The sequence below is a fragment of the Streptomyces sp. CLV115 genome, assembly GCF_038448545.1.
In the GTDB taxonomy this organism is placed as follows: Bacteria; Actinomycetota; Actinomycetes; order Streptomycetales; family Streptomycetaceae; genus Streptomyces; species Streptomyces sanglieri.
Window position 1 is genome coordinate 1 of the sequence record NZ_JBCEWQ010000085.1, and the last position, 18,442, is coordinate 18,442.

The following is an 18,442-nucleotide window of genomic DNA, read 5'->3' on the forward strand; positions in this document are numbered from 1 at the left end:
CTGCGGGGCACCGAACCCACCCGGCGGGGGGTCCTGCGGGGCACCGAATCCGCCCTGGGGCGGATCGTTGGGCGGCTGGGGCGGCTGCGTCATGGCGTACGTACCTCTGGGGGAAAGGGAGTCGGTGGGACGGGTCCGGCAGCGGTCGGTCGTGCGCCGACCGCTGCCGGTCATGAGCCGTGGGGCTCCGACGGCCGGTCTGCCGTCGAGGGGCCTCGTGAGCCGTCAGTTACCGAAGGCCATCATGGTCTTCGTCTCCAGCTCTTCCTTGTCGTTCCTGGCGCTGACCCGGCCGCTCGCGATGAACGAACGGCCGCCCGCGTAGAGGACCTTCATGTTGTAGAAGTCGCGCTCGATCATGGACGTCGACGCGGGGTGCTGCAGCAGCATCCGGGGGGTGCCGCCGGTCGGTGCGAGGGTGGCGATGCCGCCGCCCTTCTCGTAGGCGGTCTCCACGTAGAGCAGCACATTGCCGCCCTCCATGCGCAGCGGCTTCACCGTGCGCTCGGCCGGGGCGGCCGCCTTCCACTTGGACTTGCCGGTGTTCAGGTCGAACGCGACGACCTTGTTGGTGCGGGCGCTGCCGCTGGAGTCCGGCGCGGTCGCCATGTAGAAGGTGTTGGCGTCGGCGGCGACCCCGGTGCAGCCGTCGAGGGACTTGCCGAAGATGGCGAAGGCGCTGCCGCAGTCCGGGGCGAACTTGTCACCCTTGTCGCTGGTGATGCCGGTGCGGAACGCACCGTTCTCCTTCAGCGCGAGGACGCTCCACTCCTTGTCCTTCTTCAGCGAGACCACCAGCGGGCTGACCGAGTAGACCTTGTCGATCTCCCAGCCGCGCTTGGGCCGGTAGGTCCACATGGCCTTGCCCGTGTTCGGGTCGAGCTGCTGGATCTGGTGCTGCGGGTTGTCGACGTCGTCGGTGCGGCAGCTGGAGGCGGCGATCAGCTTGGCCCCGCCGGCGAAGGCGAACGGCTGGCAGATGCCCGACGGCTTGCCGAACAGCTCCTTGCCGTCACTGACCCGGTAGGCGTTGGAGTTCCCGGTGCGCCCGACCGTCACGGTGTCGCCGCTGATGGCCAGCGAGATGTCCGACAGGAAGTCCCAGGTGCCGTTCTTCTTGATCGACTTCTTCCAGCCGGTCTTGCCCGTGGCGAGGTCGATCATCTGGAGATCGGCGCAGTTCGCCTTGTCGGTGGTGCCGTTCTTGACCCCGATGACGATCTTGCCGTTGGCCGCGGGCTGGGCGGGCGCCGCGCACAGGTCGGCGGGCAGCTTGAGGGTCCACTTCTGCTTGCCGTCGGCGACCGAGTAGCCGGAGATCGAGCGGTACATGCCCTTCACGATCGTGTCGCCGACCACCCAGGGGCCGTACACGTCGGAGCCGTTGCGCGGCAGGTCGATGTCGTTCTTCTGGAGCCAGAGGACCTTCGCCTCGCCGGCCTTGCGCCCGGCGTTGAGGTCGTCGTCGCCCTCGCGGCCGTCGCCGTCGCCGTTCCCGTTGCCCTCGTTGACGGAGGGCGAACTGCTCGGCTTCGCGTCCCCGCTCTCCTTGGCGACGGGCTTCTTGTCGTCGTCGCCCCCGCTCGTGGCGACGAAGATGCCGCCGCCGATCACCAGGAGCGCGGCGGCCGCGGCACCGATGATGATCGCGGGCTTGCGCTTGGAGGGACCGCCGCCGGGACCGCTCGGGGCGGGGGCGCCGGGGTACTGCTGCTGCGGGTAGCCGTAACCGGGCTGCTGCTGCTGACCGTACGGACCCGGCTGCTGCCCGTAGGGGCCGGGCTGCTGCTGGGCGTACGGACCCGGCTGCTGGGCGTAGGGGCCCGGCTGCTGCTGGCCGTACGGACCCGGCTGCTGGCCCGGCTGCTGCGGGTAGCCGTAGCCGGGTGCCTGGCCCGGCGGTTGGCCGGGTGCCTGCGGAAAGCCGTAGCCCGGCTGGGTGGGCGGCGGGGCCTGCGGCGGGGTCTGCGGCGGGCCCTGGGGCGGCTGAGGACTTCCCGGCGGCGGCTCCTGCGGCGCGCCGAAGCCTCCCTGCGGCGGTTGCTGGCTGGGCGGCTGGGTCATCAGCACGTCCCCCTTCGTGCGGTCCGGTGCCCGGTCCGGTCTCCCCCGCGATTCCGTGGAACACAACGGGGCCGAAAACCCCCTGAACTTCCCGGAAAGGAGCGAATCAGGCATGGATCCCGCAGTGTTACGTCAGTCGAGCGGGGCTTCTTTGTACCACCCGCGAGACCCCGCGCACCGGGGCGGTCCACCCCCTGTTCCCAAGGGAGAACCGCCCCGTGATGCCTCCGTTACGCCTCGGTGTCCGTCAGTTGCCGAACATCTCCATCGACTTGGCCCGCTGCTCGTCCCCGTCCTCGACCCCGCTGATGCTCGTACTCATCAGGAGGGAGCGGCCGTTCACGTAGGCGACCCGGGGCTGGAAGAGCGAGCGCTCGGTCCGTACCCCCGCGACCGGGTGCCGCAGCAGCAGCCGCGGTGCGCCACCGGTCGGCGGCAGCGACGCGATGGCGCCGGCCCGGTCCGTCGACGACTCCACGAACACCAGCAGCCGGCCGTCCTCCACCCGCATCGGCATCATGGTCTGCCCGGCCGGGGCGTCGGCCTTCCATTTGACCCGACCGGTGCTCACGTCGAAGGCGACGACCTTGTTGGGGGTGGTGGTGTCGGACTCGCCGAGCTTGGTCGCCAGGTAGACCGTCCGGTCGTCGGTTGCCACCCCGAGGCAGTTGTCGAGGTTCCCGCCGCCGGTGATGAGATCGGTGTCGCACTCCACCCGGTAGTTCTCGGTGCCGCCGACCAGCTGGGAGCGGTAGGTGCCGTCCGCGTTGAGCATGACGATGGCCCAGTCCTGTCCCTTCTTCAGGGAGACGACCAGCGGGCTGACCGAGTAGAACTGCGAGACCTCCCAGCCCTTCTTGACCTCGTACTTCCACAGGACCTTCCCGCTGGCCGGGTCGATCCGTTCCACCAGTTGTTCCTTGTGGTCGTCGGCCGCCGTCTGGCAGCTGGCCGCGGCGATCCCCAGCGGTCCGCTCGCGAAGCCGAACGGCTGGCAGTTGCCCGGCAGTTTCCCGAAGAGCACCTTGCCGTCGCTGACCCGGAAGGCGTCCGTCCTGGTCTTGCGCCCGACGGTCACGGTGTCGCCGTTGATCGCCATCGCGATGTCGGAGAGCAGGTCCCAGGTGCCCTGCCGCTCGAAGGTCTTGTACCAGCCGGCCTTGCCGGTCGTGAGGTCGGCCATCTGGAGGCCGTTGCACTCCGCCGCGCTGCCGCTGCCGGTCTGCACCCCGAAGACGATCCTGCCGTCGGCGGTGGTCTGCGAGGGGGCCCCGCACAGCCTGCCCGGCAGGCGCAGGCTCCACTTCTCGCTGCCGTCGGTGACCGAATAGCCGGACACGGTGTGGAACATCGCCTTGACGACGGTGCCGCCGACGAACCAGGGGCCGTACACGCTCTCGCCGTTGCGGGGCAGGTCGACGCCGCCCTCCTGGAGCCACTGGACCTTCGCCTCGCCGTCCTTGCGCTTGGCGTTGATCCCGTCGGCCTCCGCGCGCAGGGCGCCCGGTCCCGGGTCCTTCTCCTTGCCCTTGGACTTCTCGTCGGTGGAGGGGCCCGGCGCGGGGTCGGCGCTCGTCTTCGCCGTGGGCTTCTTCGCGTCGCTCCCGCTCGTCGCCAGCCAGACACCACCGCCGGCCAGCAGCGCCACGGCGAGCACGGCACCGACGACCGCGCCCCGCCTGCCCCGGAAGAACCCGCCACCACCACTGCCCGCGGGGCCACCGGACCCCGGCGACGCCGGCACGCCGTACGGGCCGGGCTGCGTCGGTGCGCCGTAAAGCCCGGGCTGCGCGGGCGCGTTGTACGGACCGGGCGGCGGCCCGTGGGGGCCGGGCGGCTGGGCCGGCGGCGGCCCGAACGGACTGGGCGGCTGCGTGCCGTACGGGCCGGCGACCTGCCCCGAAGGCTGCGTCGGCGGCTGGGCCCGCGGTGGCGTCGGCGGCTGGGCCGGTGGCCCGTACTGGCCGGGCTGTGGTTCGTACGGAGCCCCGAAGCCTCCCTGCGGCGGTTGCTGGCCGGGCGGCTGGGTCATCAGCACGTCCCCCTTCGTGCGGTCCGGTGCCCGGTCCGGTCTCCCCCGCGATTCCGCGGAACGCCACGGGGCTGAAACCCCTGGACTCCCCGGAAAGGAGCGAATCGGGCATGGATCCCGCGGTGTTACGGCTGTCGAGCGGGGCTTCTTTGTACCACCCACGTCTTTTCGGCCACCGGGTCGGTCAGCCGCCGAAGGAGACCATGGTCTTCATCGCGATCTCCTCCTCGTCGTTGATCCCGCTGACGAAGGCGTGCATGAGCAGGGAGCGCCCGTTCGCGTACCCGACACGGGGCAGGGAGAAGCCACGCTCCACCTCGGCCCCCGACGCCGGATGCCGCAGGAGGGGCCGGAGAGTGCCGCCCGTCGGGGAGAGCGACATGATGCCGCCGCCCTTGCCCTTGGTCGCGCCCATGTAGATCAGCGCCCTGCCGCCCTCCACCCGCATCGGCATCAGGGTCTGCCCGGCGGGCGCCGGGACCTTCCACTTGGACTTGCCGGTGTCCAGATCGAAGGCAACGACCGCGTTGGTCATGTCGGAGCCGACGAACTCGGGCTTCGTGGCCAGGTAGAAGGTGTCCGCGTCGGCCGCGACCCCCAGGCAGTTGTCGACGTTCTTGCCCCGGGTGAGCACGTCGCCACCGCACTGCGCCGCGTAGTCGCCGCCGCCGCCGAACAGCTGGGACCGGTACGTGCCGTCGTCGTCGAGCACCGCGACGGCCCAGCCCTTCTCCCCCTTCCGCAGGGAGACGACCAGCGGACTGACCGAGTAGAACTGGTCGACCTGCCAGCCCTTCTTGACCTTGTACGTCCACCGGACCTTGCCGGTGACCGGGTCGATCCGCTGCACCAGTTGTTCCTTGTGGTCGTCGGCCGCCGTCTGGCAGCTGGCCGCGGCGATCCCCAGCGGTCCGCTCGCGAAGCCGAACGGCTGGCAGTTCCCCGGCAGTTTGCCCCACAGCGCCTTGCCGTCACGGACTCGGAAGGCGTCCGTCCGGCTGGTCCGCCCCACGGTCACAACATCTCCGTTGATCGCCATCGCCACATCGGAGAGCCCGTCCCAGGCGCCGGGCCGCTCGTACGACTTGCGCCAGCCCGCCCTGCCGGTGGTGAGGTCGACCATCTGGAGGCTTTCGCAGGGCGCGTCGCTCGCGGTGCCGCTCTCGATCCCGATCACGATCTTGCCGTCGGCGGTCGACCGCGTGGGGGCGGCGCAGACGTCGGACGGCAGACGCAGGCTCCACTTCCGTGCGCCGTCCTTGACCGAATAGCCGGACACCGTCCGGTACATGGCCTTGACCACGGTGTCGCCGACAATCCAGGGACCGTACGCGTCGGCGCCGTTGCGCGGCAGGTCGACCCCGTTCTTCTGGATCCAGAGGACCTTCGCCTCACCGGACTTGCGCCCGGCGTTGATCTTCTCGGCGGTCTCGTGGTCCACGACCGCCTGCCCCTTGCCGTCACCGGTGGGGGGCGGGGGGCTCGGCGGCCCGGCGGTGCTGTGCTGGGCGACGGGCTTCTTCTCGCCGTCGCCCCCGCTCGTGGCGAACCAGACACCGCCGCCCACGATCAGACAGACCGCGAGCCCGACGGCGACCACGACCGCGGGCTTCCCCTTGAAACGCCCGCCACCAGGACCGGTCCCGCCGGTGGGCTGGGGCTGCGGCTGCGGCTGGGGCTGCGGATAGCCGTATCCGGGCCCGCCGTGACCCCCCGGCATCTGCTGCCCGTACGCCTGCGGAGGCTGCCCATATGCCTGCGGAGGCTGACCGTACTGGCCGGGCCGCGGTTCGTACGGAGCCCCGAAACCTCCCTGCGGCGGTTGCCGGCCGGGCGGCTGCGTCATCAGCACGTCCCCCTTCGTGCGGACCTCTCCGGCTTCCGCGCCGGGCAGGGTTTCTTTGTATCACCCGCCCCACCAGCCCCAGCAGTCACACCTGACGCACCGTGACGATCAGGCGTCCTCGGCGAGTTCCAGCCAGCGCATCTCCAACTCGTCGCGCTCGGCGACCAGTTCGCGCAGTTCGGCGTCGAGCTTCGCCACCTTCTCGAAGTCCGTGGCGTGCTCCGCGATCTGCGCGTGCAGGGTGGTCTCCCGCGTCGACATCTTGTCGAGCTGCCGCTCGACCTTCTGGAGCTCCTTCTTCGCTGCACGGGCGGCCTGCGGGGAGACCGCCGCGGCCGGGGCGCTCTCCTTGGCGGCCGGCGCGGGTGCGGCGGAGGGCGTGGCCGCCTCCTCCATCCGCTGCCTGCGCTCCAGGTACTCGTCGATCCCGCGCGGCAGCATCCGCAGCGTGCGGTCGCCGAGCAGCGCCATCACCCGGTCCGTGGTCCGCTCGATGAAGAACCGGTCGTGGGAGATCACGATCATCGATCCGGGCCAGCCGTCGAGGAGGTCCTCCAGCTGGGTCAGGGTCTCGATGTCGAGGTCGTTGGTGGGCTCGTCGAGGAAGAGGACGTTCGGCTCGTCCATCAGCAGGCGCAGGATCTGGAGCCGGCGCCGCTCACCGCCGGAGAGGTCGCCGACCGGGGTCCACTGCTTCTCCTTCGAGAAGCCGAACTGCTCGCAGAGCTGGCCCGCGGTCATCTCGCGGCCCTTGCCGAGGTCGACCCGGTCCCGTACCTGCTGGACGGCCTCCAGGACCCGCAGGTTCGGGTTCAGCTCGTGGACCTCCTGGGAGAGGTAGGCCAGCTTGACGGTCTTGCCGACGACGACCTTCCCGGCGGCGGGCTGTGCGTCGCCCTGGGTGCGGGCCGCCTCGGCCAGCGCCCGCAGCAGCGAGGTCTTGCCCGCGCCGTTGACCCCGACCAGACCGATCCGGTCACCGGGGCCGAGCTGCCAGGTGAGGTGGGTGAGCAGCGTCTTGGGGCCCGCCTGGACGGTCACGTCCTCCAGGTCGAAGACGGTCTTGCCGAGCCGGGCGTTGGCGAACTTCATCAGCTCGCTGGTGTCGCGCGGCGGCGGCACATCGGCGATCAGCTCGTTGGCCGCCTCGATGCGGTAGCGGGGCTTGGAGGTGCGGGCGGGGGCGCCGCGGCGCAGCCAGGCCAGCTCCTTGCGCATCAGGTTCTGCCGCTTGGACTCCTCGGTCGCGGCGATTCGCTCCCGCTCGGCCCGCGCGAAGACGTAGTCGCTGTAGCCGCCCTCGTACTCGTGGACGGTGCCGCGCTGGACGTCCCACATGCGGGTGCAGACCTGGTCGAGGAACCAGCGGTCGTGGGTCACGCAGACGAGCGCGGAGCGGCGGGCCCGCAGGTGGCCGGCCAGCCAGGAGATGCCCTCGACGTCGAGGTGGTTGGTCGGCTCGTCGAGGACGATCAGGTCCTGTTCGGCGATGAGCAGCTTGGCCAGCGCGATCCGGCGCCGCTCGCCACCGGAGAGCGGCGCGATGACGGTGTCCAGGCCGTGCTCGAAGCCGGGCAGCGCGAGGCCGCCGAAGAGTCCGGTGAGTACGTCGCGGATCTTGGCGCTGCCCGCCCACTCGTGGTCGGCGAGGTCGCCGATCACCTCGTGGCGGATGGTCGCCTGCGGGTCGAGCGAATCGTGCTGGGTCAGGACACCGAGCCGCAGCCCGCCGTTGTGGGTGACACGTCCGCTGTCCGCCTCCTCCAGCTTGGCGAGCATCCGGATGAGCGTCGTCTTGCCGTCACCGTTGCGGCCCACGACCCCGATCCGGTCCCCCTCGGACACTCCGAGGGACACGCCGTCGAGCAGGGCACGGGTGCCGTACACCTTGCTGACCTGCTCGACATTGACCAGATTGACGGCCATTTCACTCCTGCCCCGGGGGATCGATCGACTTCCCAGGGTACGGGGCCCCGGAGACGGGGACTCGCGGGTGCCTTGCCCTCCCGGCACCCCGAACGTGCATTTTCCTGTGCGTACAGCTTCCTGTGCGCGGGCTCACGCCGGGAGGACGAGTAGGCGAACCGTGACCTGCACAAAATCGCGTGGTGGTGGACGAGGTACGCGTCGCTGCCTGCCGCTGTCACTACGGCCGGTGGCGGCAGGCGCCGTCAGACGACCGTGGCTCCGGGCGCCGGGGACACCGCCGTCCGTGCGTTGCGGCAGGTGCCGGAGGCGAGCAGGGCCTCGGCGACCTTCCGGGCCGACTCCTCGTCCGCCACCAGGAACGCGGTGGTCGGTCCGGAGCCGGAGACGAGGGCGGCCAGGGCGCCGGCCGCGGTGCCCGCGGCGAGGGTGTCGGCGAGTGAGGGGCGCAGGGAGAGTGCGGCGGGCTGGAGGTCGTTGGAGAGCGCCTCGGCGAGCGCCGCCGGGGCACCGGTGCGCAGGGCGGCCAGGAGCGCCGGGGAGGCCTCGGGGGCGGGGACTTCGGTGTTCGCCGTCAGCCGGTCGAACTCGCCGTAGACGGCCGGGGTGGAGAGCCCGCCGTCGGCGACCGCGAAGACCCAGTGGAAGGTGGAGCCGACCTCGACCGGGGTGAGCCGCTCGCCGCGTCCGGTGCCGAGGGCGGCGCCGCCGACCAGGCTGAACGGGACGTCGCTGCCCAGCTCGGCGCAGATCGCGAGGAGCTCGTCCCGGGTGGCGCCGGTGGACCAGAGGGCGTCGCAGGCCAGCAGTGCGGCCGCGCCGTCGGCGCTGCCGCCCGCCATGCCTCCGGCGACGGGGATGTCCTTGGCGATGTGGATGTGCACATCGGGTGCGATGCCGTGCCGCTCGGCCAGCGCGATCGCGGCGCGGGCGGCGAGGTTGCTCGCGTCCAGCGGTACCTGGGCGGCGTCCGGGCCGGAGCAGGTGATCCGCAGTTCGTCGGCGGGGGTGACGGTGACCTCGTCGTACAGGCCGACGGCGAGGAAGACATTGGCCAGGTCGTGGAAGCCGTCGGGGCGCGGGGCGCCGACCGCGAGCTGGACGTTGACCTTGGCGGGTACGCGGACGGTGATGCTCACTCGCCACTCCCGGCGGGCTCGTTCCCGGCAGCCCCGGCGGGCTTGTTCTCGGCGATGGCGGCGAACTCCTCGACGGTCAGCGACTCACCGCGGGCCTGCGGGGAGATCCCGGCGGCGACCAGGGCCGCCTCGGCGGCGGGTGCGGAGCCGGCCCAGCCGGCCAGGGCGGCCCGCAGGGTCTTGCGGCGCTGGGCGAAGGCGGCGTCGACGACCGCGAAGACCTCGGTCCGGCTCGCGCTCGTCGCGATCGGCTCGGTGCGCCGGACCAGGGAGACCAGGCCGGAATCGACGTTCGGGGCGGGCCAGAAGACGTTGCGGCCGATGGAGCCGGCCCGCTTGACGTCCGCGTACCAGTTGGCCTTCACCGACGGCACGCCGTAGACCTTGTTGCCCGGCCGTGCGGCCAGCCGGTCGGCGACCTCGGCCTGGACCATGACGAGGGTGCGCTCGATGGACGGGAAGCGCTCCAGCATCGTCAGCAGGACCGGCACGGCGACGTTGTACGGAAGGTTCGCGACCAGTGCGGTCGGCGCCGGCCCGGGCAGCTCCCGGACCAGCATCGCGTCGGAGTGCACCAGGGCGAACCGGTCGGCCCGCCCCGGCATCCGCGCGGCGACGGTGGCCGGCAGCGCGCCCGCCAGCACGTCGTCGATCTCGACGGCGACGACCCGGTCCGCCGCCTCCAGCAGCGCCAGGGTCAGCGAGCCGAGCCCCGGGCCGACCTCGACGACGACGTCGTCCGGCCGGACCTCCGCCGTCCGCACGATCCGGCGGACCGTATTGGCGTCGATGACGAAGTTCTGGCCGCGCTGCTTGGTCGGGCGTACGCCCAGCTCGGCGGCCAGCTCGCGGATGTCTGCGGGGCCCAGGAGGGCGTCGGGCTCAGTGGTGCTCACCCGGTAAGCCTACGGCGGCGGCCGCCGCGGTCAGTAGTCGAAGGCCCTGGCGGTGTTGTCGAAGACGGCCGACGCGAGGGTGTCCTCGTCCAGGCCCTTCACCGCCGCCATGGCGCGCAGGGTGACGGGGACGAGGTAGGGCGCGTTGGGGCGCCCCCGGTACGGGGCCGGGGTCAGGAACGGGGCGTCCGTCTCGACCAGCACCAGTTCCGTCGGGGCGACGGCCAGGGCGTCCCGCAGCGGCTGGGCGTTCTTGAAGGTGACATTGCCGGCGAAGGACATGAAGTACCCGGCGTCCGCGCAGATCCGGGCCATGTCGGCGTCGCCGGAGTAGCAGTGGAACACGGTGCGTTCCGGGGCGCCGGCGTCCGCGAGGATCCGCAGGACGTCCGCGTGCGCCTCGCGGTCGTGGATGACCAGCGCCTTGCCGTGCCGTTTGGCGATCTCGATGTGCGCCCGGAAGGACTCCTCCTGGGCGGCCATGCCCTCGGGGCCGGTACGGAAGTAGTCCAGTCCGGTCTCGCCGACACCGCGTACGTGGTCGAGCGCGGCCAGCGCGTCGATCTCCGCGAGTGCCTCGTGCAGCGCCGCCTGCCCGCCGCCCTCCCGCGCGCCCTGGCGCGACCGGCCGTCGGGGTCGCCGTGCACGATGCGCGGTGCCTCGTTGGGGTGCAGGGCGACCGCCGCGTGCACGTTCGGGTGCGCGGCGGCGGTCTCGGCGGCCCACCGCGAACCGGCCACGTCGCATCCCACCTGGACCACGGTGGTCACATTGACCGCGGCGGCCCTCGCGAGGCCCTCCTCGACGGTCGCGTCCTGCATGTCCAGGTGGGTGTGCGAATCGGCGACCGGTACCCGGAGGGGTTCGGGCAGCGGCGGGGCTTCGGTACGGCTCATGACGACGATCGTACGAGGACCCGCCGGTCGGCCCGGCCCGCGGGGAGCCGGGTGCCCGCCTCCGGCGGAAGGGGTGCCCGCCGTCGGCGGACGGGGTGCCGGCCGTCGGCGGAGGGGGTGACTACTTCCGGTGGAACGGGTGCAGCAGGTCGGACAGGTGCCAGTGGTGTCCGGTGCCCGCGGGGGCGGCGGCCACGGCCTCGCCGTCCTGGATCGCCGGCCGCGCCGGCTTGGGGTTGTGGAGCAGCTGCTGGACGGTCGAGACCCGGCCGGCCCGCATGATCCGGACCACGTGTCCGCCGCAGTTCGTGCAAGTGGGCCGGGAAAGGGGTGAGGGCACCTGCTCCCCGTCCGCCTTGTAGATGACGAATGCGTTGTTGGAGCCGTCGACGTGGTGCTCTATCTCGAAGGCCTGTTCCCAGCCGTGTCCACACCTCATGCAGGCGAATGCGTACGCCTCGTGCGCGGTGGTTTCTGCGATCTCACTCATGCCCGCTCCCTTTGTCCGCCGGACAGGCACTCCGGACAAACGGTCCGGAGAATGCGTCCCTGACCAGTGGACGCCCTTACCGGCAGGAGCGCATCGGGCCCTGCCGACTGTTGGAGCGCTTTTGGCCATCTCGTGGCAGAAAAGCCCGGTGCGCGGCTCTCGCTTTGCTTTTCACGATAGTCCTTTGCCCTTCCCGGGGGCGGCCCGCTCCGCATTCTTTGCCGCGACGACCGCGTCGAACACTTCGCGCTTGGGCAGACCCGTGTCCGCGGCGACCGCGGCGATGGCCTCCTTGCGCCGCTCCCCCGCCTCCTCGCGCACCCGCACCCTGCGTACCAGCTCCTCGGCGTCCAGTTCCCCGGGTCCGGAGTCGGCCGCGCCCTCGACGACGACGGTGATCTCGCCGCGTACGCCTTCGGCCGCCCAGACGGCCAGTTCGCCCAGCGGGCCGCGCTTCACTTCCTCGTAGGTCTTGGTCAGCTCCCGGCACACGGCCGCCCGGCGGTCGGCACCGAAGATTTCGGCCATCGCGGCGAGGGTGTCGTCGAGGCGGTGCGGGGCCTCGAAGAAGACCATGGTGCGGCGCTCGTCGGCGACCTCCCGGAGCCGGCCGAGCCGTTCGCCCGCCTTGCGCGGCAGGAAGCCCTCGAAGCAGAAGCGGTCGACGGGCAGCGCGGACAGGGCGAGCGCGGTGAGCACGGCGGACGGGCCGGGCACCGCGGTGACCTTGATGTCCTTCTCTACGGCGGCGGCCACCAGCCGGTAGCCGGGGTCCGAGACGGACGGCATCCCGGCGTCCGTGACCAGCAGCACGCGGGCGCCGCCGGTCAGTGCCTCGACGAGTTCGGGCGTACGGGCCGACTCGTTGCCCTCGAAGTAGGAGACGACCCGCCCCGTGGTGTGGATGCCGAGCGCCTGGGTGAGGCGGCGCAGCCTGCGGGTGTCCTCGGCGGCGACGACGTCCGCCGTCTCCAGCTCGGCGGCGAGCCGCGGCGGGGCGTCCGCCACATCGCCGATGGGGGTTCCTGCGAGTACCAGCGTTCCAGTCGTTCCAGTCACAAGAGCCATCCTCCCAGCACGGGCGACAGCGCTGGTGCCGTGACCGGCAATGCTTGCCCGGAAGGAGCGTCGTCCGGTGCGTGCGATCGCAAGGCGGACGAAAGCCCCGGTAGCGGCGCTACCGGGGCTTTCGTCCAACGCCGCGAGCGTGCGTGCTGGGCGGCGCGACGGGCAAGGCTTGCCGGGAGGGGCGCCCGCACAGATGTGTTCCCTACGATGGCGCGGTGACGAGTACTGCGCCCGAAGCCCGACAGGGCCAAGACGCCGGGGAACCGCACGGCGAAGATCCGGCCTCCTGGCAGCAGCGGCTGCGCCGCTTCGGCCATTCGCCCCGGCCCGGGATCGGGCTGCGCGAGCGGCTCGTCCCGCCGTACACCAGGCCCGGCATCCAGTTGTGGGCGGTGCTCGGGATCTCCCCGCCGGCGGCAGAGCGCCTGGTGCGGTGGTCGGCGTGGGGCGGTCCGCTGCTCGTGGCGCTGGTCGCGGGGGTGCTGCGGTTCTGGAATCTGGGCAGCCCGCACGCGCTGATATTCGACGAGACGTACTACGCCAAGGACTCCTGGGCCCTGATCAACCAGGGGTACGAGGGCGACTGGCCCAAGGACATCGACAAGCTGATCCTCGCGGACCCGTCGAAGGTGGACGTCCCGGTGGACCCGGGCTACGTGGTGCACCCGCCGGTCGGCAAGTGGATCATCGGGCTCGGTGAGCACTTCTTCGGGTTCACGCCGTTCGGCTGGCGGTTCATGGTGGCGGTGCTCGGCACGCTGTCGGTGCTGATGCTGTGCCGGATCGGCCGGCGGCTGTTCCGCTCGACGTTCCTGGGCTGCCTGGCGGGCGCCCTGCTCACCGTCGACGGTCTGCATTTCGTGATGAGCCGCACCGCGCTGCTCGACCTGGTGCTGATGTTCTTCGTGCTGGCGGCGTTCGGTGCGCTGCTGATCGACCGCGACTGGGCCCGGCGCAGACTGGCCGCGGCGCTGCCGGTCGACGAGGAAGGGGTGCTGCGCCCCGACGCGGAGGTCGCGGAGAATCTGCGGCTCGGCTGGCGGCCCTGGCGGATCACCGCGGGCCTGATGCTCGGGCTGGCCTTCGCCACCAAGTGGAACGGCCTGTACATCATGGTCGGCTTCGGCCTGATGACGGTGCTGTGGGACGTCGGTGCGCGCCGGACCGCAGGTGCGGTCCGCCCGTACACGGCGGTGCTGATGCGGGACCTGCTGCCGGCGTTCGTCTCGACGGTCCCGGTCGCGATCCTCACGTACCTCGTCTCCTGGACCGGCTGGATCGTCACCGGCAAGGGCTACTACCGGAACTGGGCGCAGACCGACGGCCGGGGCGGCGACTGGACCTGGCTGCCGGACTGGCTGCGCAGCCTGTGGCACTACGAGTACCAGGTCTACGAATTCCATGTGAACCTGACGTCCGGCCACACCTACCAGTCCAATCCGTGGAGCTGGATCGTGCTGGGCCGGCCGGTCTCGTACTTCTGGGAGGAGCAGCAGGGCTGCGCGGCGTCGGCGACCGGCAAGTGCTCGCGCGAGGTGCTGGCCATCGGGACGCCGCTGCTGTGGTGGGCGGCGTGCTTCGCCCTGGTGTACGTGCTGTGGCGGTGGTTCTTCCGGCGCGACTGGCGGGCGGGGGCGATCGTCTGCGGCGTGGCGGCGGGCTGGCTGCCCTGGTTCCTCTACCAGGAGCGGACGATCTTCCTCTTCTACGCGGTCGTGTTCGTGCCGTTCCTGTGTCTGGCGGTGACGATGATGATCGGCGCGATGCTGGGCCCGGCGGCCGGTACGGGGACCGGGCAGGAACTGGGCCTGAGTCCCGGCGATCCGACGGGCGAGCGGCGGCGGACGCTGGGCGCGATCGGGGCGGGCGTCCTGGTCCTGCTGATCATCTGGAACTTCGTCTACTTCTGGCCGATCTACACGGGCACGCCGATCCCGGACGGGTCGTGGCGCGAGCGGATGTGGCTGGACACCTGGATCTAGCCGGGCAGGAACACCGAGGGGCCGCGGTCGTCGACCGCGGCCCCTCGGTGGTTCACCGGCCACCCGTCCTGCGGGTGCTCCCACGTCCCGGCCCCGGTCGTTCTCACGCCCGGTAGACGCACTCCGCCAGCGTCGCGTGCTTCTTCCAGCCCAGCGTCTCGTACAGCGCCCGTCCGGCGTCGGTCGCGCCGAGTACACCCCGGGCCGCGCCCCGCTCCAGGGCGTGGTCGACGAGCACGCGCATCAGGAACCGGCCCAGCCCGCGCCGCCGATGGGGTTCCTCGGTCCCCACCCGGTCCACCACCGCGTCCTCTCCGAGCATCGCCATCTGTCCCTTGGCCGCCTGTTCGCCGAGCGCGTCCAGCACCCGGACGTGGACGACGGAGCCGACGGTCTCCACGGTGGCGGTGTATCCGTCGGGCGCCACCGGCCCGGTGGCGGCCAGGTCGATGGCCATCAGGTGCCCGGTGTCCGCCCAGGCCACCCGCCAGCCCCTCGGCAGCCACGGTTCGAGTTCCCCGGGTTCCGCCGGCATCTTCATCCAGGTCCGCGGCAGGGTCACGGAGGCGGCGGCGCTGCGGACCAGTGCCTCATCGGCCACCGGCAGGACGTGGCGCCCCACTTCGGCGGGGTCGCCGGCCACTTCGACGAAGTGGCCCCAGGGCTTCGCGACCGGTGGGGGCGTCCGTCGTGACACGGCCCAGCCCTCCACCCAGGTACCGATCATGTCCGCAACCATCAGGCCCTCCCCGAGCAACGGTCGAGTAATAGTCAGTCACCGTTGGCACACATTACGCCGCGTCACGGCGCACGACAGGGGATTCGGGTACGACCGGCCGGCCCGGGCCGCACGTATCGCGTTCCGATAACAACTGTCCCCGCCTTCACCACCGTCCCGTAGGGTGCCGAGCAGCATCCCCTTGAACACGTTCAAGGGGGACTCCTGGGGAGGGGGACTGCAGCAATGCGCAGTGGAGCGAAGGTTGCGATAGTCGGCGGAGTGTTCGCGGTCGTGGTCGGCGGCGTCGGATACGGGGCGTACAACGTCCTGGACGGGCTGAACGGCGGGGGCGGCGGCGGTACGGACAGCAGGTCCGCGTCCGCCGAGGTGAAGACGGGCCCGGTCACCAAGGCCGAGATCGACGACGCGTCGGAGAAGTTCCTCAAGGCGTGGGCGGACGGCGACGCGGACACCGCGTCCCAGCTCACCAACAACGCGGCCGAGGCCGGACCGGCCCTCACCGGTTACCGCGAGACCGCCCATGTCACCGACGCGGTGATCACCCCGGGCCCGGCGGTCGGCGCGAAGGTGCCGTACACGGTGAAGGCGACCGTCTCCTTCGAGGGGAAGTCCAAGCCCTGGTCGTACTCCTCGGAGCTGACCGTGGTGCGCGGACTGACCACCGGCAGGCCCCTGGTGGACTGGGCGCCCGCCGTGATCCATCCGGACCTGACGGACGGCGCGACGCTCCGGACGGGGGCGGCGTCCACCCCGTCGATCGAAGCCCTCGACCACGACGGCAGGCCGCTCACCAAGGAGAAGTACCCCTCGCTGGGCACGATCCTGGACGCGCTGCGCGCGAAGTACGGCGAGAAGGCCGGCGGCACCGCGGGCATCGAGACCGTGATCGAGAACGCGGACGCGAAGAGCCCCGACAAGACCCTGCTGACCCTCGCCAAGGGCCGGCCGGGCAAGCTGCGGACCACCCTGGACGCCGATGCCCAGGCGGCGGCCGAGGTGGCCGTCAAGAAGTTCAGCCAGGCCTCCGTCGTCGCGGTCAAGCCGTCCACGGGCGCCATCCGCGCGGTCGCCAACAACCCGGCCACCGGGTTCAACGCGGCGATGCAGGGCAAGCAGGCCCCCGGTTCGACGATGAAGATCGTGACGGCGGCGATGCTGATCGAGAAGGGGCTCGCCTCGGCCGACCAGAAGATCGAGTGCCCGCCGACCGCGACGTACTACGGCCGCACCTTCAAGAACCTGGACGACTTCTCGATTCCCGGCGGCACCCTGACGACCAGTTTCGCCCGGTCCTGCAACACGGCCTTCATCAAGCTGATCGACGACACGAAGGACGACGCGGCGCTGGCCAAGGAGGCCCGTGACGTCTTCGGGATCGGCCTGGACTGGCAGACCGGCGTCGTGTCCTACGACGGCAGCGTGCCCGAGGAGACCCAGGGCGAGGCGGCCGCCCAGTACATCGGCCAGGGAACGGTCCAGATGAACGCCCTCAACATGGCGTCCATCACCGCCACCGCACGCACCGGCACCTTCCGCCAGCCGATCATCGTGGACCGCGAACTGGACAACCGGCCGATCGCCACCGCCGCCCGCTCGCTGCGCCCGTACGTTGTCCAGCAGGTCACCAGCATGATGCGCCAGACCGCGAGTTGGGGCACCGGCAAGGCCGCGATGGCCTCGGTCGTCGGCGACAAGGGCGCCAAGACGGGCTCGGCGGAGGTGGACGGCCAGGCCACCTCCAACAGCTGGTTCGCCGGCTTCAACAACGATCTGGCCGCGGCCGCGGTCGTCCAGTCCGGCGGCCACGGCGGCGACGCGGCGGGCCCGGTGGTCGCGGCGGTGCTGCGGGCGGGGTCCTGACGCGGACGGGCGGCCCTGCCCCCGGGGCGGGTCCGACGCGCCCCGGGGCGGGTCCGACGCGTGGAACACCGCCGCGCGTCCCGGCCCGTCTTCGCTAGCGTGCGGGGCATGAGTACTTCCGATGCCTCCGCCCAAGCCCACCCCCGATTCGCCGAGGCCCTGCGGGAACTGGGCCTCGATGTCGAGGTCCGCCGGTTCCCGGAGGCCACCCGTACCGCCGCCGAGGCTGCCGCCGCGATCGGCTGCGAGCTCAGCGAGATCGTCAAGTCCCTGATCTTCGAGGCCGACGGCGTCCCGGTGCTGGTCCTGATGGACGGCTCCTCGCGCGTCGACGTGGAGCGCGTACGCGCGGAGCTGGGCGCCGGGAAGGTCAAGCGGGCCGGCGCCGAGCTGGTGCGGGAGACGACCGGTTACGCGATCGGGGGCGTGCCGCCCTTCGGGCACCGTACGAGGACCCGGGTGCTGGCCGACCGCGGGCTGCTGGACCACGACGTGGTGTGGGCGGCGGCGGGCACCCCGCACACCGTCTTCCCGCTCGACCCCAAGTCACTGGTCGCGCACGCCGGCGGCACCGTGGTGGACGTGCGCGAGCAGTCGGAGTGACCCCGCTGGTCGCCCTGGCGGTCCTGGTCGCGGCGGTCACGCACGCGAGCTGGAACGCGATCGCGCACGCGATCAAGGACCAGCTCCTCTCGTTCACCCTGATCTCCGGCGGCGGGCTGCTGATCGGCGCGGCCGCCGCCTGCCTCGTACCGTTCCCGGCCGCCGGGGCCTGGCCGTATCTGCTGGTCTCGGCCGGGCTCCACGTGGCGTACATGCTGCTGCTGATGCGCTCGTTCACCCTGGGCGACTTCGGGCAGATGTACCCGATCGCCCGGGGTACGGCCCCGCTGGTGGTGACGGTCCTCGCCGCGGTCTTCGTCGGCGAGCACCCGGACGGCTGGGCCACGGCCGGGGTCGCGGTGGCCTCGGCGGGGCTCGTCGGGCTCGCCCTCTGGGGCATCCGGGGTTCCGGCCGGCGCCCCGACTGGCCGGCGCTGCTGGCCGCCCTCGCGACCGGTCTGGCCATCGCCGGGTACACCACGGTGGACGGCGTCGGGGTGCGCGCCTCGGGCACCCCGCTCGGCTACATCGCCTGGCTGATGATCCTGGAGGGGCTGGCCATCCCGGCCTACGCGCTGTACCGCCGCCGCGCCGGACTCCTGCCCTCCCTGCGCCCGTTCGCCGTACGCGGACTGCTGGGCGCGGCCCTGTCGGTGACGGCGTACGGCCTCGTCCTGTGGGCCCAGACGCGGGCCGCCCTGGCTCCGATCGCGGCGCTGCGCGAGTCGTCGATCATCGTCGGAGCGGCCATCGGAACGCTGTTCTTCAAGGAACGGTTCGGCGCACCGCGCATCGCGGCGGCCGGGCTGATGGTGGTCGGCATCGGGCTGATGCTGCACACGAGTTGAACCCGGGCGGCCCCGTGCTGCGCACTTCCGCCGTCTCCTTCGCCGGCTT

At 71.7% G+C, this 18,442-nt stretch carries 14 protein-coding genes; 4 read left to right on the forward strand and 10 right to left on the reverse strand.

What is annotated here, in order from left to right:
* Window positions 1-225 precede the first annotated feature (225 nt).
* The 9 genes from AADR41_RS25990 to rsmI all read right to left on the reverse strand — a co-directional run bounded on the left by AADR41_RS25990 (window position 226) and on the right by rsmI (window position 12,358).
* Window positions 226-2,064, reverse strand: a complete 1,839-nt coding sequence (locus AADR41_RS25990) for an outer membrane protein assembly factor BamB family protein (protein WP_342283821.1) — start codon at window positions 2,062-2,064, stop codon at window positions 226-228.
* 247 nt (window positions 2,065-2,311) lie between these two features.
* Window positions 2,312-4,096: an outer membrane protein assembly factor BamB family protein gene (locus AADR41_RS25995; protein WP_342283822.1), complete on the reverse strand. Its 1,785-nt coding sequence runs from the start codon at window positions 4,094-4,096 to the stop codon at window positions 2,312-2,314.
* Window positions 4,097-4,280: 184 nt separating this feature from the next.
* On the reverse strand, window positions 4,281-5,942 hold the full coding sequence (locus tag AADR41_RS26000) for an outer membrane protein assembly factor BamB family protein (RefSeq protein ID WP_342283823.1): 1,662 nt from the start codon (window positions 5,940-5,942) through the stop codon (window positions 4,281-4,283).
* Window positions 5,943-6,050: 108 nt separating this feature from the next.
* Window positions 6,051-7,868: an ABC-F family ATP-binding cassette domain-containing protein gene (locus AADR41_RS26005; protein ID WP_342283824.1), complete on the reverse strand. Its 1,818-nt coding sequence runs from the start codon at window positions 7,866-7,868 to the stop codon at window positions 6,051-6,053.
* A gap of 245 nt (window positions 7,869-8,113) precedes the next feature.
* Complete coding sequence (locus AADR41_RS26010; protein WP_342283825.1) at window positions 8,114-9,007, reverse strand: 4-(cytidine 5'-diphospho)-2-C-methyl-D-erythritol kinase; 894 nt, start codon at window positions 9,005-9,007, stop codon at window positions 8,114-8,116.
* Window positions 9,004-9,903: a 16S rRNA (adenine(1518)-N(6)/adenine(1519)-N(6))-dimethyltransferase RsmA gene (gene rsmA / locus AADR41_RS26015; RefSeq protein ID WP_342283826.1), complete on the reverse strand. Its 900-nt coding sequence runs from the start codon at window positions 9,901-9,903 to the stop codon at window positions 9,004-9,006. Before rsmA ends, AADR41_RS26010 begins: the two co-directional genes overlap by 4 nt.
* A 30-nt stretch (window positions 9,904-9,933) precedes the next feature.
* On the reverse strand, window positions 9,934-10,800 hold the full coding sequence (locus tag AADR41_RS26020; RefSeq protein ID WP_342283827.1) for a TatD family hydrolase: 867 nt from the start codon (window positions 10,798-10,800) through the stop codon (window positions 9,934-9,936).
* 121 nt (window positions 10,801-10,921) lie between these two features.
* Window positions 10,922-11,290: a hypothetical protein gene (locus AADR41_RS26025; protein WP_342283828.1), complete on the reverse strand. Its 369-nt coding sequence runs from the start codon at window positions 11,288-11,290 to the stop codon at window positions 10,922-10,924.
* A gap of 171 nt (window positions 11,291-11,461) precedes the next feature.
* Window positions 11,462-12,358, reverse strand: coding sequence for a 16S rRNA (cytidine(1402)-2'-O)-methyltransferase (rsmI, locus tag AADR41_RS26030; RefSeq protein WP_342283829.1), 897 nt, complete (start codon window positions 12,356-12,358; stop codon window positions 11,462-11,464).
* Window positions 12,359-12,573: 215 nt separating this feature from the next.
* Between rsmI and AADR41_RS26035 the strand changes: the two genes are divergently transcribed.
* The gene (locus AADR41_RS26035; protein WP_342283830.1) at window positions 12,574-14,340 is read left to right on the forward strand and encodes a dolichyl-phosphate-mannose--protein mannosyltransferase; all 1,767 of its coding nucleotides are present in this window, start codon (window positions 12,574-12,576) and stop codon (window positions 14,338-14,340) included.
* A gap of 103 nt (window positions 14,341-14,443) precedes the next feature.
* On the opposite strand, the gene AADR41_RS26040 is transcribed toward AADR41_RS26035, so the two are convergent.
* A complete protein-coding gene (locus tag AADR41_RS26040; RefSeq protein WP_342283831.1) occupies window positions 14,444-15,079 on the reverse strand; it encodes a GNAT family N-acetyltransferase in 636 nt (211 codons plus the stop codon).
* Between the two features lie 225 nt (window positions 15,080-15,304).
* Between AADR41_RS26040 and AADR41_RS26045 the strand changes: the two genes are divergently transcribed.
* From AADR41_RS26045 to AADR41_RS26055, 3 genes are all read left to right on the forward strand, one after another.
* Window positions 15,305-16,942, forward strand: coding sequence for a penicillin-binding transpeptidase domain-containing protein (locus AADR41_RS26045; protein ID WP_342283832.1), 1,638 nt, complete (start codon window positions 15,305-15,307; stop codon window positions 16,940-16,942).
* Between the two features lie 108 nt (window positions 16,943-17,050).
* Window positions 17,051-17,545, forward strand: a complete 495-nt coding sequence (locus AADR41_RS26050) for a YbaK/EbsC family protein (RefSeq protein ID WP_342283833.1) — start codon at window positions 17,051-17,053, stop codon at window positions 17,543-17,545.
* Window positions 17,542-18,393, forward strand: a complete 852-nt coding sequence (locus tag AADR41_RS26055) for a DMT family transporter (protein ID WP_342283834.1) — start codon at window positions 17,542-17,544, stop codon at window positions 18,391-18,393. Before AADR41_RS26050 ends, AADR41_RS26055 begins: the two co-directional genes overlap by 4 nt.
* The last annotated feature ends 49 nt before the right edge of the window (window positions 18,394-18,442 follow it).